The 15,302-nt window shown below is 69.6% G+C and carries 15 protein-coding genes; 9 read left to right on the plus strand and 6 right to left on the minus strand.

What is annotated here, in order from left to right:
* Positions 1 to 167: 167 nt before the first annotated feature.
* The 3 genes from MOQ72_RS32685 to MOQ72_RS32695 all read left to right on the plus strand — a co-directional run bounded on the left by MOQ72_RS32685 (position 168) and on the right by MOQ72_RS32695 (position 3,740).
* The gene (locus MOQ72_RS32685; protein ID WP_242189613.1) at positions 168 to 1,604 is read left to right on the plus strand and encodes an LCP family protein; all 1,437 of its coding nucleotides are present in this window, start codon (positions 168 to 170) and stop codon (positions 1,602 to 1,604) included.
* Positions 1,605 to 1,742: 138 nt separating this feature from the next.
* Positions 1,743 to 2,921, plus strand: coding sequence for an LCP family protein (locus MOQ72_RS32690; protein ID WP_242189614.1), 1,179 nt, complete (start codon positions 1,743 to 1,745; stop codon positions 2,919 to 2,921).
* A 105-nt stretch (positions 2,922 to 3,026) separates the two neighbouring features.
* Positions 3,027 to 3,740: a TIGR03089 family protein gene (locus MOQ72_RS32695; protein WP_242189615.1), complete on the plus strand. Its 714-nt coding sequence runs from the start codon at positions 3,027 to 3,029 to the stop codon at positions 3,738 to 3,740.
* A gap of 59 nt (positions 3,741 to 3,799) precedes the next feature.
* Here the strand turns inward: MOQ72_RS32695 and MOQ72_RS32700 are convergent, their stop codons facing one another.
* The 4 genes from MOQ72_RS32700 to MOQ72_RS32715 all read right to left on the minus strand — a co-directional run bounded on the left by MOQ72_RS32700 (position 3,800) and on the right by MOQ72_RS32715 (position 7,365).
* On the minus strand, positions 3,800 to 4,225 hold the full coding sequence (locus tag MOQ72_RS32700) for a DoxX family protein (RefSeq protein ID WP_242189616.1): 426 nt from the start codon (positions 4,223 to 4,225) through the stop codon (positions 3,800 to 3,802).
* A gap of 438 nt (positions 4,226 to 4,663) precedes the next feature.
* On the minus strand, positions 4,664 to 5,152 hold the full coding sequence (gene purE, locus MOQ72_RS32705) for a 5-(carboxyamino)imidazole ribonucleotide mutase (protein ID WP_242189634.1): 489 nt from the start codon (positions 5,150 to 5,152) through the stop codon (positions 4,664 to 4,666).
* A gap of 61 nt (positions 5,153 to 5,213) precedes the next feature.
* Positions 5,214 to 6,398, minus strand: a complete 1,185-nt coding sequence (locus MOQ72_RS32710) for a 5-(carboxyamino)imidazole ribonucleotide synthase (RefSeq protein ID WP_242189617.1) — start codon at positions 6,396 to 6,398, stop codon at positions 5,214 to 5,216.
* A gap of 163 nt (positions 6,399 to 6,561) precedes the next feature.
* Positions 6,562 to 7,365, minus strand: coding sequence for a hypothetical protein (locus MOQ72_RS32715; RefSeq protein ID WP_242189618.1), 804 nt, complete (start codon positions 7,363 to 7,365; stop codon positions 6,562 to 6,564).
* Positions 7,366 to 7,557: 192 nt separating this feature from the next.
* Here MOQ72_RS32715 and MOQ72_RS32720 point away from each other — a divergent pair, with 192 nt between their 5' ends.
* From MOQ72_RS32720 to MOQ72_RS32740, 5 genes are all read left to right on the plus strand, one after another.
* Positions 7,558 to 9,777, plus strand: coding sequence for a sigma-70 family RNA polymerase sigma factor (locus tag MOQ72_RS32720; protein ID WP_242189619.1), 2,220 nt, complete (start codon positions 7,558 to 7,560; stop codon positions 9,775 to 9,777).
* A 47-nt stretch (positions 9,778 to 9,824) separates the two neighbouring features.
* The gene (locus MOQ72_RS32725) at positions 9,825 to 10,370 is read left to right on the plus strand and encodes a GtrA family protein (RefSeq protein WP_242189620.1); all 546 of its coding nucleotides are present in this window, start codon (positions 9,825 to 9,827) and stop codon (positions 10,368 to 10,370) included.
* Positions 10,371 to 10,544: 174 nt separating this feature from the next.
* On the plus strand, positions 10,545 to 10,991 hold the full coding sequence (locus MOQ72_RS32730) for a hypothetical protein (RefSeq protein WP_242189621.1): 447 nt from the start codon (positions 10,545 to 10,547) through the stop codon (positions 10,989 to 10,991).
* Positions 10,991 to 11,266, plus strand: coding sequence for a thioredoxin domain-containing protein (locus MOQ72_RS32735; RefSeq protein WP_242189622.1), 276 nt, complete (start codon positions 10,991 to 10,993; stop codon positions 11,264 to 11,266). Before MOQ72_RS32730 ends, MOQ72_RS32735 begins: the two co-directional genes overlap by 1 nt.
* 28 nt (positions 11,267 to 11,294) lie before the next feature.
* Entirely contained in the window at positions 11,295 to 12,008 is a 714-nt protein-coding gene (locus tag MOQ72_RS32740) for a Crp/Fnr family transcriptional regulator (protein WP_242189623.1), read from the plus strand.
* Positions 12,009 to 12,084: 76 nt separating this feature from the next.
* On the opposite strand, the gene MOQ72_RS32745 is transcribed toward MOQ72_RS32740, so the two are convergent.
* Positions 12,085 to 13,359, minus strand: coding sequence for a sensor histidine kinase (locus MOQ72_RS32745; RefSeq protein WP_242189624.1), 1,275 nt, complete (start codon positions 13,357 to 13,359; stop codon positions 12,085 to 12,087).
* 6 nt (positions 13,360 to 13,365) lie between these two features.
* Positions 13,366 to 14,040, minus strand: coding sequence for a response regulator transcription factor (locus MOQ72_RS32750; RefSeq protein ID WP_242189625.1), 675 nt, complete (start codon positions 14,038 to 14,040; stop codon positions 13,366 to 13,368).
* Between the two features lie 116 nt (positions 14,041 to 14,156).
* On the opposite strand from MOQ72_RS32750, the gene hisN reads away from it, so the two are divergent.
* Complete coding sequence (gene hisN, locus MOQ72_RS32755; protein ID WP_242189626.1) at positions 14,157 to 14,939, plus strand: histidinol-phosphatase; 783 nt, start codon at positions 14,157 to 14,159, stop codon at positions 14,937 to 14,939.
* Positions 14,940 to 15,302: the final 363 nt, after the last annotated feature.

Raw genomic sequence — 15,302 nt, forward strand, 5'->3', positions numbered from 1 at the left:
GTGGCCGTCGCGGTGCCGCGCCACCTCCCGGCGGTCCCGGCCGCAGGCCAGCGCAGAGTGACGCTCGACGCCGTCCGCCCACCCGATCCGGTCAGGAGCCGCTTCCCCCGGAAGATGACGTCTGGCAGCGCCGTCGCAAGAACCGGGGCGCGCGCAATGCCGGTCGTGTGCTGGTCGCGCTGCTGTCCGTGGTGGTGCTGAGCACCACCGGTTTCGGCTGGGCGATGTTCCGGCCAGGCGCGGGCGGCACCTCGACCGCCGACGTCATCGGTAGCGGGCTCAACGCCCCGGACGGCGCGACCGACATCCTGCTGATCGGCAACGACAGCCGCACCGATGCCTTCGGAAACCCGCTGCCCGCCGACGTGCTGCGCGAACTGCGCACCACCCAGGAAGGCGGCGACCTCACCGACGCCATGATCCTGGTCCGCATCCCCAACGGTGCCCAGAGCGCCAGCGCGATCTCCTTCCCGCGCGACACGCTCGTCGACATCGGCCTCGGCGAGGGCAAGACCAAGCTCACCGAGACGATGAACCGGGGCAAGGACGCCGAACGGGCGAAGCTGCAGAAGCAGGGCATCACCGACCAGAAGGAACTCGACGAGAAGTCCCGGCTGGCCGGGAAACAACTGCTGCTCAAGACGATCGAGAACATCACCGGCGTCAGCATCGACCACTACGCCGAGGTCAACCTGCTCGGCTTCTACGACATCACCAACGCCATCGACGGCGTCGAGGTCTGCCTCAACGAAGCCACCAAGGACAGCTATTCCGGCGCGAACTTCCAGAAGGGCGTGCAGACCATCTCCGGCGGCGACGCGCTGGCGTTCGTGCGCCAGCGGCACGGCCTGATCAACGAGCTGGAACGCGGCAAACGCCAGCAGGCGTTCATGTCCGCGCTGGCCCACAAGATCATGTCCACCGGCACGCTGACCAACCCGGCCAAGCTGACGAACCTGGTCAACGCCATCAAGAAGTCGGTCATCCTGGACCCCGAGCTGGCCAGCGACATCCTCGGTTTCGCCCAGCAGATGCAGGGCATCGCCGGTGGCAACGTGCAGTTCTACGGGGCTCCGGTGCACCTGGTCGGGCCGTCTGGGCAGGAGGACGTCACGCTCCGGATCCCGGAGGTCAGGCAGTTCGCCGCGGACTTGCTGCTGTCGCCGACCGAGCGGCAGCAGAAGCAGGCCGCCCAGCAGTCCCGGTCGGCGGTCTCGGTCAGCGTCTACAACGCCTCCGGGATCAGCGGTCTGGCGGCGCGGGTGCTCGACGAACTCTCCGGACAGGGCTTCCAGTCCGGCAGCAGCTCCAACGCCGACACCATGGACAACTCGGTGATCTACTACGCCACCGGTGAGGAGGCGGCGGCCAAGCAGGTGGCCGACGCCCTCGGCGGAGTGCCCACCGAAGCGCGCTCGGACGTCCAGGCGGGCAGCGTCCAGGTGTACCTGGGCAAGGACTACAAGGGACCTGGCGCGCAGAACTTCACCAGCGGGCAGACCGTTCGGCTCGACGGGCTGCGCCAGGCCGCCCCGTTCCCCGCCCAAGTGGGCACCACCGAGGAACAACCCATCACCGCCGACGGAGTGCCCTGCGTGAACTAATCGATCGCACGGCTCGTCCCGCGTGGCGGTGCTGGTAGCGGAACGTCAGAGGTTTTGTGACCAAAACCCGCTGAGCGGCCCGCCGCCGCTGCGGAGCCGATAGCCTGGTTCGTCGGCGCAGCATTGGGGGAGGCGAAGGTGGGCGAACCGGAACAGGAACCGGAGACCGAGCAGTCGACGGGTTCACGCCGGTCCGGGGTTCGCATCGCTGGCCGCAGCCTGCTGGCGCTGGTCTCAGCGGTCGTGCTGGCCCTCACCGCGATCGGCTGGATCGTGGTGGACCGGCTCAGCGACGTCAGTTCGACCGAGGTCCTCGCCGACGTGCCGCAGGCCCCGCCCGCCGACGACGGCGCCACGGACGTGCTGCTGGTGGGCAACGACAGCCGCACCGACGCGCAGGGCAACCCGCTGCCCGAGAGCGTGCTGAAACAGCTGCGCACCGAGGCCATTGGTGGCCTGAACACCGACAGCCTCGTGGTGATCCGGATTCCGCACACCTCGGCGCCGCCGACCGCGGTGTCCATTCCTCGCGACACCTACACCGCGGTGCCCGGTGGTCGGTCCGAGAAGATAAACGCCGTCTACGGGCTGACGAAGAGCGCTGCGGCGGACAAGTTGCGCACCGAAGGCAAGCCGCAGGCATCCGTCGAGCACGAAGCGGGGCTGGCCGGGCAGCGTGCGCTGGTGCAGACCGTGCAGAACCTCACCGGGATCCGCATCGACCACTACGCGGAGATCAACCTGCTCGGCTTCTACGAGCTCACCGAGGCCGTCGGCGGGGTGGACGTCTGCTTGCAGCAGGCGACCAGCGACAAGGACTCCGGCGCCGATTTCGCCGCTGGGCAGCACACCATCTCCGGTGGCGACGCGCTGGCGTTCGTGCGGCAGCGGCACGGTCTGCCGCGCGGTGACCTGGACCGGATCGTGCGCCAGCAGGTGTTCATGGCCGCGCTGGCCAACAAGGTGCTGTCCACCGGCACGCTCACCGACCCGGCGATGATCAACGACCTGGTGCGGGCCACCCAGCGCTCCGTGGTGCTGGACGAGGACTGGGATCCGTTGGGTTTCGTGCAGCGGATGCAGGAACTGGCCGCAGGTCGGGTCACGTTCGTGACGCTGCCGGTGACCGACACCGGAGCCCGCGACGATCGGGGGCAGAGCATCGTCAACGTCGATCCGGCTGCGGCGCAGCGCTTCTTCGGCGCGCTGACCGCGGCACCGCCCGGACTGGTCGCCACGCCGCGACTGCAACTGGACGGCACCGCCCACCGCCAGCAGCCGATCACCTCCGACGGCAGCATTCCCTGCGTGAATTGACCTGGCCGGACGCGACTGGCTGGGCCAGCACGGCACAACAGCTCGCGGATCTCACCGCATCACCCGGACGAGACGAGCGCGAGGACGGTCTCCTAGGCTCGAAGCATGAGCGTTACCCAGGCACTGCTCGGTCCGCTGTTGGCCAGCGGCGCGCCGAAGCCGCTGATCACGCACTACGACGACGCCACCGGGGCGCGCATCGAACTCTCCCGCGCCACCACCGCGAACTGGGCGGCGAAGACGGCGAACTGGCTCGTCGACGAGATCGACCTGGAACCGGGTGGGCCGGTGTTGGTAGCGCTACCGGCGCACTGGCAGACCGTCGGGGTCCTGCTGGGTGCGTGGTGGTGCGGTGCGCGCATCACTGATGACCCGCAGGGTGCCGAAGTGGCGTTCGTTCCCGCCGCAGATCTGGAAATCGGCAAGGGAGCGCACACCGTGGCGGCCGTGGGGCTGGACGCACTGGGAGCTCCGGTGCGCGGCCTGCCGGGCGGCGTGGCCGACTACGTGTCGGACATCCGGGTGCACGGCGACGATTTCAGCCCGCTTTCGCCGATCGACGGCAGCGAACCGGCGTTGCTGGACCTGTCCGTCGACGACCTGGTCAACAGGGCTCGACGGCGCGCCGAGGCACTGCACATCGGCCGCGACGACCGCGTTCTGTCCACATTGGAATGGGATCTGCCGGATGGCGTCGTGGACGGCTTCCTCGCCGTGCTGGCCGCACAGGCGTCCCTGGTGCACTGCACCAACCCCGATCCCGAGAAGCTGGATCGACGCCGGTCCGACGAACGCATCACCGTGGAACTGCGACCGTGACCGCTGTTCGCTCGTGAGTGCGTAGCCGGGCTGGAGCCCGGTTGTGCACTCACGACCCGTCAGGCCGCGATCTGCTCCCGTGCTCGGGTCGAATGGCTCCTGAACAGTGCGGAAATGGTGTAGCGGGGGCTGCTGAAACCGAGCGCGAGACTGGCCGCAGCGAGCACCAGCACGTATTCGAAACCACCGTCCGCCGCGAAGAACCCGGCGCTGAGGTGCACCAAGAACAGCGCGCCGACCATGATCGCCGCGAGCAGGATCCCGGCGATCGGTAGCAGCACGCCCAGGATCAGCGCCGCGCCACCGAGCAGTTCGACCAGCGCGGTGAACCACGCCGCGACCGCGGGCAGCCCCAGCTCACCGAACGAAGCGACGACGTTGTCGATTCCGTTGAGCACGAACTTCTGGTAGGCGTGCGCGAGGAACGTCGCACCCACGACGAGGCGCGCGACCAAGACCATCACATCGCGAAGACTGTGCTGCATTGGGAAACCTTTCGAAGTCGGTTCTTGCCACCCATGTGAAGCCTCAAGCAGCCCGGATTGTTTTGCACGGCGGTGCAAGCCGCGGAGCGCAGCGGCTCACGTTGTCCGCTTGACGATCACCCGGCACAGCCGATCCGCACGAGTTCCGACTCGCCCGGCCGAGAAGATGCTCACACGGCTTCCGCGCTGCGAAATGAAATCGCGACAAATCGCCAGAAAACCGGGAACAGCCAGCACCGCCGTTGACCACCCTGGGCAACGTCGGGAAATACGTGGCACCCAGGCCCTTTTCACCACCTGCGGCGGGTCGTTCACACCGAAGGAAGCGCTCGATCGCTTCGAAACTCCACTGTGGACGAAATTGGAACCGGGTCAACGCGCCGTTCGCCGGAGGTCAGCCCGAACTCGGGTTGCGCCGGGGTGCGCACCGCCGTTGCGTCAGGACTGGGTGGCCTTGCGTTGCAGGGCGGTGTGCTTGTCGAGGACCGCGGTTTCCAGATTGGCCTGGAACTCGGCCATGGCCGCGCGCAGGCGCGCCCCCTGCTCACCGCAGTCCGCTGCCAGGGTGCGGACCGCGAGCAGACCGGCGTTGCGGGCGCCGCCCACCGACACCGTCGCCACCGGGACCCCCGCAGGCATCTGCACGATCGACAGCAGCGAATCCATGCCGTCGAGGTACTTCAACGGCACCGGGACGCCGATCACCGGCAACACCGTGGCCGCAGCGACCATGCCCGGCAGATGCGCGGCCCCGCCCGCTCCGGCGATGATCACCCGGATTCCGCGGTCGGCCGCGGTGCGCGCGTAGTCGAGCATCCGCTGCGGCGTGCGGTGCGCGGAGTAGACGCCGACCTCGAACGGCACCTCGAACTCGGTGAGCGCATCCGCCGCCGCCTGCATCACCGGCCAGTCGGAATCGCTGCCCATGATCACGCCGACCAGTGGGTTCTCGCCTGCCACGCTCGGACCTCTCGATTTCTGCTTCGCGTCAGTGGATCTGGTAGCCGTCGAGCCACTCGGCGTGCGACAGCCAGTGCGCGGCCAGCCGCGCCTGCTCCCGCGCCTCGTCCATCCGGTCGCCGAGCACGGTCACGTGTCCGAGTTTGCGCCCCGGACGCTCGCTCTTGCCGTACAGGTGGACCTTGGCGTGCGGGTAGCGGGCGAACAGGTGGTGCAACCGCTCGTCCACTCCCATCCGCAATTCGATCGGCGAGCCGAGCAGGTTGGCCATGACCACCGCTGGCGCGGTCTGCTCGGTGCTGCCCAGCGGGTAGTCCAGCACGGCCCGGAGGTGCTGCTCGAACTGCGAGGTCCGGGAACCTTCGATGGTCCAGTGCCCGGAATTGTGCGGACGCATCGCGAGTTCGTTGATCACCAGGCCGGACGCCGTCTCGAACAGCTCGACCGCCAGCACGCCGGTGACGTCGAGTCCGCCAGCGATGTTCAGCGCGAGATCTTGGGCCTGTTCGACCAGTTCCGCCGAGGCGTTCGGGGCCGGGGCGAGCACCTGCACGCAGATGCCGTCCTCCTGCACCGTCTCCACCAGCGGCCATGCCGCGCCCTGTCCGAACGGCGAGCGGGCGACCAGCGCGGCGAGTTCCCGGCGCAGCGCCACCCGCTGCTCGACGAGCAGCGAGGCACCGTTGTCCAGCAGCTCGCTGACGGTGCGGTTGGCGCCGTTCGGGGTGTCGAGCACCCACACGCCGCGTCCGTCGTAGCCGCCGCGGGTGGTTTTCAGCACGCACGGCCAGCCGTGCTCCGCGCCGAACCGCAGCACGTCGCCGACCCCGGTGACCTCAGCGAACGGCGGGACCGGCAGGCCGAGTTCGGCGAGCTTGCGGCGCATCACGAGCTTGTCCTGCGCGTGCAGCAGGGCGTCCGGATTGGGCTGCACCGAGACCCCCGCCGCGGCCAGCACGCGCAGGTGGTCGCCGGGCACGTGTTCGTGGTCGAAGGTGACCACGTCGCACCCCTGCGCGAAGTTCTTCAGCGCTTCGAGGTCCGTGTGGTGGCCGATCTCCACGTTCGGCACGACGAGCGCGGCGGCGTCGTCCTTCGAGGTGGCCAGCACCTTCAACGACTGTCCCAGCGGGATCGCGGCCTGGTGGGTCATCCTCGCGAGCTGGCCACCACCGATCATGCCGACGACTGGAGTTCCGGTGCGGTGGTCCACCCCGTCAGCCTAGAGCGGTGGGCCACCCGCACCAGCGGCCGGGACCGCCCAACGCGATTCACCTCACAAGCGCGATTTCGCGCCAAGCCCGCGACCCGTTCCGCACGGGAGGTGCCGATTTCGCATCGAAATCGGCACCTCCGCCCGCGAACGCCCAGCGGTTTCACAGGGACGCGAGCAGGGTGCAGGCTTCGGCGTGGTCGGGCGGGAGGGATTCCTCCCGCAGGTGCACCTCGCCGCAGCCGTGCAATGCCGGGTCCGCGGCCAGCCGGTGCCCGATCATCGAACGGACCCGGAGGCAGCGGGCGGGCACCACCCGATCGCGGGTCGCCAGGACCGCTGCGGTCGTCGACCGCAGCAGCGCCACCGTCTCCCCGCCGTCGAACACGGCGCGCAGCACGTCGGCGACCAGCACCATCGCCATCATCCGGGGGTAGCCGTCGGGCGCGGCGCGGAGCGAAAACGTGATCAGCGCGTGCCCTTCCCCGGCAGTCCTCCCCTCGACACGAGCCGCCCGGTAGACCTCGTGCAACCGGGTGCGCAGGTAGCTCGCCGTGTTCAGGCCGGTGAGCGGATCCTCCACTTCGCGCCCGATCGACAGCCGGGTCACCACGTCCGACCAGCCCAGCGCGGTGATGCGCACCATCGCGGTCGGCACCGCGTCCGGATCGGCGGACACCAGGCCGTCGTGCGCACCGCTGGACACCGCGTGCAACGCGGCCAGGTCCTGCAACGTCCCGGCGAGCCCGACACCTGCCTCGGCCCGAGCCGCGCCGAGCTCGGCCAACGGGTCGGCCAGGTCATCCCCCGTGACCACCGCCGCGCACACCGCGTCCACCGCGGACGAGGACCAGTCGCTTGGGAACGGCCACCCGGCCGCGAGGCTCGCAGTGCGCCAGCGGTACCGCAGCGTCCGCCGCAGTCCCCGCGTGGTCGTCGCGTCGCACCTCAGCGGCACCTTCCTCATCCTCAACGTTCCTCCTCCGCGACCGGCTGTCATCGGGACGGAGCAATGGGTCGCCTATGACGGTGTCGCCGATGGCGTTGGCAATAGGATCTAGATCACAATGATCTTCGGGTTTTTTGCGTCATGGTCTTCGCTGGCCGTGACTCCCTACGGAAACGGATCGGTCCTGCCCTGCGAGGAGGAAGGTGCAGCGTGGCGACAGTCCCGGCGGAAGTGCAGGGCCCAAGCGACGGGGAGCTGCTGGAAGAGGTGCGCGGCGGTTCGTCGACGGCCTACGCGCAGCTCTACGAACGGCACGTCGGCGCGGCGTACAACATGGCGCGGCAGGTCGCCAAGTCGTCAGCCGAGGCGGACGACCTGGTGTCCGAGGCTTTCGCGAAGGTGCTCGACACGCTGCGGGGCGGACGCGGCCCGACCACCGCGTTCCGGGCCTACCTGCTCACCGCGCTGCGGCACACCGCCTACGACCGAACTCGCCGCGAGCGCAAGGTGCAGCTCGCCGACGACGTCGCGGAGGTCTCCGGCGCGGACGTCAGCGTGCCGTTCACCGACACCGCGGTCGCCGGACTGGAGCGCACACTCGCCGCGCAGGCGTTCGCCCGGCTGCCCGAGCGGTGGCAGACGGTGTTGTGGCACATCGAGGTCGAGGGCCAGACCCCGGCCACGGTGGCACCGCTGCTCGGACTGACCCCGAACGGCGTTTCCGCGCTCGCCTACCGGGCCCGCGAAGGACTCCGCCAGGCATACCTGCAGGTGCACCTCGGCCAGCTGGATGACGCCGAATCCGGGGTGGAGCAGTGCCGGGCAGCGGTCGACCGGCTCGGCGCCTGGACCCGCAGTGGACTGTCCAAGCGGGAAACCGCCCAGGTGGAGACCCATCTCGACGGCTGCGACCGGTGCCGCGCGCTGGCCGCCGAGCTCGCCGACGTCAACGGCGCGCTGCGGGCCATCATCGGGCCGCTGGTACTCGGTGCCTCCACGACCGGATACCTCGCCGTCTCGTCCTCCGGCGGCGCCACCGCAAGTGCGGCGACCACGGGTGGCGCTTCCGCCGCCGCGAACGCAGCCAGCACCGGGCCTCGCCAGGCGGTCACCGCCGTCGTCGCGACGGGGGTGCTGGCCGCAGCCGTCGCCATCGCCATGACCTCCGGTACCGACCAGCCCGTCCCGGTTGCCGCGGCTCCGCCGCCACCAGCGGTGTCCTCGCCCGCACCACCTGCGCAGCAGCCCCCAGCTCGGCCGACGCGGCAAACACCGCCTCCGGCGCCATCCCCGGCTCCGCCGACCACGACACCCGCGCTGAACGCGGTTGGTCCGGGTGCACCGGTCCAACTGGCCGCCGGTGGGAACCCGGTGGCGTTGCCGATCAAGGTGAGCAACACCGGCTCCGGGCCGTCCGAACCGGTCACCGCCACGCTGAACCTGCCGAGCGGGGTGACCGCGACGCTGCCGACCGCCGTCCAGTCCGGCCCGGCCTCGACCACCCCGCAGAGCGCGACCACGGTGCGCGCCCAGGCTCCGGACGCACCGTCGGTGCGCTGCACGAACCGGCCCGGCACGATCACCTGCAGCACCGACCGCGGGCTGCGACCCGGTGAGACGTTCGTATTCGACTACCGAATCCGGGCGGACGAGACCGCCACCGGCGGCGAGATCACCGGGAGCATCGTCGCGGGCACCGAGATCCAGCTGCGGGTCCCGACGATTTCGGTGGTGGTCCAGCCGACGCCGGTCGACGGGGTCGACGTCGAGACCTCGGACTGGAACCACGCGCCGTGGCTGCAAAGTCGCATCGACATCAACGTGCGCAACACCGGGACGAGCGGCGGGCGCGCGGAGGCCGTCGCCGAACTGCCGGAGGGCGTCCGGGCCACCGGCTTGCCACCGGAGTGCGAGGTGCAGCCCGCCGAGCACCGGATCCGGTGCTCGGCGGAGCTGGACGTCGGCAAGTCCTTCCAAGGCCGCGTGTGGTTGACCACGCTGCCGGTGCACCCGTCGTGGCCCGGGAAGCCGGATCCGGTCGATGGCCGGATCGTCCGCGAGGTGACCATCCCGGTGACCGCCACCCTGGGATCGGCCAGCGATAGCGACCCGATCTCGGTGCAGCTCTGGTACCCGCCGGAGCCGCCGCCCGAACCGGTTCCGCCGCCGACCACCACGAGCCGCCCGCCGATGCCCACGAGCACGCCACCGGAATGCCCGCCGGATGGGGGCAACCGGCCACCGTGGCGTCCGACGTACTGCTGGTGGCCAGTGCCGCCGAGCCCGATCCCGCCTACTACGAGCGCACCGCCGACGACCAGTACCACGTCGCCGAGCGCACCGCTGACCTCGACGACGACGCCACCACCGGAGCCGTCGACCAACGCCGAGCCACCGACGAGTTCCACGCCCGAACCACAGTCGAGGTGATCCGGCAACTTCGTCGCCCGGTTGGAGCAGCTCCGTAGACTCGGAATGTGTCCGCTGTCGATACCGTGCTCGCACGCATCCCGCAGCCGTACCGGGCACTCGCGCTCCGGCATCGCGAGTTGCTCAAGTTCGGGGTCGTCGGCGCGATCACGTTCTTCATCGACACCGGCATCTTCTACGCGCTGAAACTGACGATCCTGTCGCCGAAGCCGGTCACCTCGAAGGTGATCGCGGTGCTGGCCGCGACGATGGTGTCCTACGTGCTGAACCGGGAGTGGTCGTTCCGCACCCGCGGCGGCCGTCGGCGGTACCACGAGGCAACGCTGTACTTCGTGATCAGCGGCATCGGGGTGGGGTTCTACTCGGCGCCGCTGTGGATCTCCCGGTACCTGCTGCACCTGCAGACCCCGTACACGACCCGGCTGGTGGAGGAGATCGCCGACTTCACCGCGGGCCAGATCATCGGACTGCTGGTCGGCATGGCGTTCCGCTGGTGGGCGTTCCGCAAGTGGGTCTTCCCCGCCGAACAACCCGAACGCCCCAGCGCCCCACCCGGCGACCGTCCCCTCGCTCGGAGCCGAGCACCGGAGTGAAGGGCGCCAGCTGGTTGCAGGCCGTGTCAGGCAGCAACGTGATCGTTGGCCGTGAGCTGGGTGTGGAAGCCGTCAACGGCAATCGTGCCGTTGTGTAACGGCGGTTAACGACGGGCATTGCGAGGGAGGCGACGCTCTAAGCAGCGGTGAAAATCGCGGTTGGAGGGGGTTCCTATGTCAACTGCTGCTCATCCTGCACACCACCCTGTTCAGCTGGTCGTGTCCCGGGCGCTCTACGGGGCGGTCGCCGGAATCGGTGGTGGGATCGTGTTCGGCATTCTCATGGCGGTGCTGGGGATGCTGCCGATGGTGGCAATGTTGGTCGGCAGCTCCAACATCGGAGTGGGGATCGTGGTGCACCTGGCAATCTCGGCGATCCTCGGCGCGGGCTTCGGCGTGGTCACCCCGTTCACCCAGCTCGGGGCGTTGGTGGGGGCCGGGCTCGGGTACGGCGCGGTCTGGTGGGTGATCGGCGGTCTGCTGCTGATGCCTGCCGGACTGGGCATGCCGGTGTTCCAGGTGGGGGCCGGGGCAATGTGGAGCCTTCTTGGGCACCTGCTCTACGGCGCTGTCACGGGCGTGGGGTTGACCGCGCTCCGCCACCGGGCGAGCCACTCGTGATGAGCACGAAACCTGCGATCTTGCGGATCTACGTCTCTCCCGGCTGCGCGAGCTGCCGGACCGCGAGGAGGCTCGCGGAAACCGTGCGGCGCGTGCGGCCGGGCCAGCCGGTGGAGGTGATCGACCTCTCCGAATACAACGGGCCGATACCCGACGAACTCGTGGGCACGCCCACCTACCGTCTCGGCGAGGTCACAATCGCGCTGGGCAACCCTTCGCTGCGGGAGCTGGTGCACAGGCTGGACAACCCCCAGGCCAAGGGTGATGGTTGCTAGTGAACAGCGACCGTCACCGGAGGCTCCGGTGTCCGACGAGGTGTACTGCCTGTCCGAAGTCGACCTCTTCCGTGATCTGTCTCGGCGGGAGATGGCCGAGTTGGGTGCACGTGCCCCGTTGCGCGACGTGCCCGCGGGGCAGGTGGTCTTCAGCCCGGAGCGGCCCACGGACACGCTGTTCATCATCAAACGCGGCTGGATCCGGCTGTACCAGATCAGCTCGACCGGGCAGGCGGTCACGACAGCGGTGCTGGGGCCGGGATCTGTTTTCGGAGAAGTTCCACTCGTCGGGCTGCGGATGGGCCGGAACTGGGCGGAATCACTTGAGCCCTCGCGGCTGTGCCTGATGGGCCCGCAGGACGTGCGGGACTTGCTGCTGGCTGATCCGCGCATTGCCGCCCGGATCGCCGAGCACATGTTCGAGCGCATCTCCGAGTTGGAGCACCGGCTGACCGATCTCGCCTGCAAGACACTCTCGGAACGCCTCGCGGAGACGCTGTGGATGCTGAGCAAAGGGGTGTCGGTGGGAACGGCTCCGGAGCCGGTTCGGTTGACCCACCAGCAACTCGCTGGGCTGGTCAACGCCACCCGCGAACGCACCACCACCGCGCTCGGTGAACTGGCCGATCGAGGACTCCTCCGTCTGCACCGGGGAAAGATCACCGTCACAAGCCGGGAACGTCTCCGCAGCTACGCCGACAGCTTGGGGATGGCGCCCGGCGATCTCCCAAAACAGGAGTGACCGACGGGGCGCCTTGGACCGCGTAAGCCGGTTGAAGGCGCCCTTCACTCATCGCCCGGACGGGAACGGGGTGGGGTCAGCGGGGGGTGGATTCGATGTTCCAGGGGACGCCGAGGATGTCGTCGGCGCGGGCGATCGGCAGGAACACCTCGAACATCGCCGGGCGCGCCTGGCTGAGCTCCAGGCGTCCGCCGTCCGCCTCGACCAGCGCGCGGGCCAGCGCGAGCCCGACACCGGTTGAGCCGTGACCGGAGAAGCCGCGCTCGAAGACGTACGGCACCAACGCGTCCGGCACACCCGGCCCCGAATCGCTGACCTCGACGACCACGGTTCCACTGCCCTGCCGCGCCGCCAACGTCACGCTTCCCTCGCCGTGCCGCAGGGCGTTGTCCAGCAGCACCCCGATCGTCTCCCGCAGTCGCGCGGGAGTGGCGCGGGCGAGCAGTCCTTCCGTCACCTTCACCCGCAGCGTCCGGCCCTCGACCTTCATCGGCTCCCGCCACTCGGACGCGACATCGGTGAGAAGACTCGAGACGTCCAGCGGTTCAGCGTCCCGAGCGCGCGCCGCGGTGGCCGCCGCGAGCAAGTCGTCGAGCACGCCGGAGAGCCGTTCGGCCTGTTCCAGCGCGGCGGCGGCCTCTTCCGTGACCTCCGGGTCGTCCGCCGCCGCAAGCGCCTCCAACCGCAGGTGCAGCGCGGTGAGCCGACTGCGCAACTGGTGCGAGACGTCGCCGACGAGGTCGCGCTCGCGCTGCACCAGCTGCGACAGCGCCGCGCCCGAAGCGTCCAGCGCATCGGCGACGCGATCGAGTTCCGGGACCTGATGTCGTTGCGGGTCGGCGCGGAAATCACCAGCGCCGAGCCGGGCCGCACGGGCCGCGACGTGCTTCAGCGGATCGGCCAGCCGTCGGGCGGTGACCGTCGCGACGATCATCCCGGTACCGGCCGAGAACACCACCAGCATCAGCACCAACGCGGCCACTTGGAGCTGCTGGGTGCGCACCGGACCGCTCGGCGCGGCGATGGTGACCGTGCCGCTCTGCACCATCGGCACGCTCTCCACCAGCGGTTTCTCGCCGGGATCGGGGCCGTAGACGTAGTCGTGCGCCTGGGTTCGGACGATCAGCCGCGCGCCGTCGGGCACCGCGAGCCGGGCCGCGCTCAGGTCGATCGCGCGCTGCGAGGCGATCTGCTCGTCGAGCAGCGTGGCGATCTGCTGGGCGCGGGTGGACAGGTCGCCGGTGGTGATGTCCTGGACCAGCTTCAGCGCGCTGAAGCCGAGCGGGAGCCCCAGCGCGACCGCAGTGACCGCGACTGCGAGCAAGGTGGCTTGCAGAATCCGGCGGCGCATCGGGGATCAGTCCGCGTTGAACCTGAACCCGACGCCGCGCACCGTGGCGATGCGGGTCTCGTCGAGCCGACCGTTGGTGTCGCTGAGCTTTCGGCGCAGCCACGAGATGTGCATGTCCAGTGTCTTGCTGCCCTTGCGGTCGGACTCGGGCCAGACCTCTTCGAGGATTTCCTCGCGCGTCACCACCTGACCGGCGTGCTGCATCAGCACCCGCAGCAGCTCGTACTCCTTGTTCGCCAGCTGCACCTCGTGCTCGTTGACCAGCACCCGGCGAGCGGTCAGGTCGAGCCGGACGCCGGAGGCTTCCAGGGTTTCCGGGGCACCACGGCGCAGCAGCGCGCGGATCCGGGCCATCAGCTCGGCGAGCCGGAACGGTTTGGCGACGTAGTCGTCGGCACCCGCGTCGAGACCGACGACGAAGTCGACCTCGTCGGTGCGCGCGGTGAGCATCAACACCGGCAGGCCGCGGCCCTGCGACCGCAGCCGCCGACACACCTCCAGGCCGTCCATCTCCGGCAGGCCCAGATCCAGCACCAGTAGATCGATTCCACCGGAAGCGGCGGCGCGCAGCGTCGCGGGACCGTCTTCGATTACCTGCACCGAGTAGCCCTCGCGCTGCAGCGCCCTGGACAGCGGCACAGCAATGGCCGGATCGTCTTCTGCCAGCAGCACCACGCTCACGCCTCCAGACTAGAGGGCGCCGATGATCACGTCCGGCGTCATGGGCGATTCGCCGGGCCCGCCGGGTCTGACGGGTCTGATGGGGCCTGGTGGGACGGCGATCGGAGCTGGTTAGAGTGCCTGGTGTGACCAGCGATCTCGATCTCGCCCTGCACCTCGCCGACCTCGCCGACGGCATCACCGGCGACCGGTTCCGGGCGCGGGACCTGAGCGTGGACCGCAAGCCCGACCGCACCCCGGTCACCGATGCGGACCTCGCGGTCGAGGACGCGGTGCGCGCCGAACTCACTCAGCAGCGGCCGGACGACGTGGTCGCCGGTGAGGAGCGCGGCGGCGCGGTGGGCGCTGGTCGGGCGTGGGTGCTCGACCCGATCGACGGGACGAAGAACTTCCTGCGCGGTATTCCGGTGTGGGCGACGTTGATCGCCTTGGTCGACGGTGGGCGTCCGGTGGTCGGTGTGGTCAGCGCACCGGCGCTGGGCAAGCGCTGGTGGGCGGCGGCCGGAGCCGGTGCCTGGTGCCGCACCGGTGCCGCGGAGCCGGAGCGGATCGCGGTATCCGGGGTGCGCGAACTCGCCGATGCGTACGTGTCGACCACGCACCTCGGGACCTGGGTGGAGTACCACTCGCGGGAGTCGTACCTGCGGTTGGTCGACGCCTGCTGGGAGAACCGGGCGTTCGGCGACTTCTGGCACCACTGCCTGGTCGCCGAAGGTGTGATCGACATCGCAGCGGAACCGATCGTCAACCCGTGGGACGTCGCGGCGGCCCAGGTCCTCGTCGAAGAAGCGGGCGGCACCTTCACCGACCTCTCCGGCGAACCCCGCTACGACAGCGGAAGCGCCATGTCCACCAACGGACACCTGCACGCGGCGGCCCTGGAACTCCTGCAACGGTGAGGCTCCGGCGGCCGGGTAGGTGTCGGGGGCGCTGAGCCCCCGGCCACCGGACGGACCGGCGCGGGTCGGGGAGGGGCGATGCACCGATCCGGTCTGTGCCGCCTGTTCAGGCGCCTCGCAGGCGGTGCCGTCCGATGTATTCGTGTGTCGTCCCTCAGAAAATCCCAGTTCTGGCTGGAACAACCGCGTTCCTCGGCGGCTTCGGTGCACTGTGGACACCGATCGGCGATTTTCGCCGTCGCTACCAGCGATGGTTTGGGTCGTGGGGGCGAAAAACGGCGCCCAGCGCGTTTAGCACTAACCACCCGGCCGGGGGGCGGGGTTTGCGGGCGGGGTACGCCGCGCCAGCGGGGAGGCCGGAGA

Source organism: Saccharopolyspora soli, assembly GCF_022678645.1.
In the GTDB taxonomy this organism is placed as follows: Bacteria; Actinomycetota; Actinomycetes; order Mycobacteriales; family Pseudonocardiaceae; genus Saccharopolyspora; species Saccharopolyspora soli.